Source organism: Vibrio sp. 10N.222.49.C9 (assembly GCF_041474985.1).
Classification (GTDB): Bacteria; Pseudomonadota; Gammaproteobacteria; order Enterobacterales; family Vibrionaceae; genus Vibrio; species Vibrio crassostreae_C.
The window spans coordinates 1-439 of record NZ_JBFRVD010000678.1; the positions used below are offsets into that span (position 1 = coordinate 1).

Consider the following 439-nt stretch of genomic DNA (forward strand, 5'->3'; position numbering starts at 1 on the left):
TTGAGTGTGCGTATGTCGAAGGCAGTGGTGAACATACTCGCTTCTTTGCACAGCCAGTTAAACTGGGTACAGAAGGCATTGAAGAGGTATTGGATTACGGCGTGCTAAGTGAGTTTGAAAGAGCTTCTCTCGATGACATGCTTGAAACTCTATCTGGCGATATTGCTAAGGGTGAAGAGTTCGCTAAATAAGCTATCTCTAACAACCGAGTAATAATGACTGGAAGCGGATCTTTATGATCCGCTTTTTTGATCCCGTAACAGATAACCTGCGTAAAAACCTGTATTCATCAAGAGTGAGGCGACGGCTATGGATATGGATAAGATCACGACGGGAATGTGGGTAGAGTCTTCAGAAGGCTTGGGGCGCGTCCTAGCCGTAGATAAGAGAGACGAGATGGTGCTTGTAGAAGGTTTGCACGATGAGCAGTGGGCTGTGC

At 46.5% G+C, this 439-nt stretch carries 1 pseudogene; it reads left to right on the forward strand.

What is annotated here, in order from left to right:
- Positions 1-191, forward strand: a pseudogene (locus tag AB4585_RS25045) (malate dehydrogenase); the annotation flags it as partial.
- Positions 192-439 lie beyond the last annotated feature (248 nt).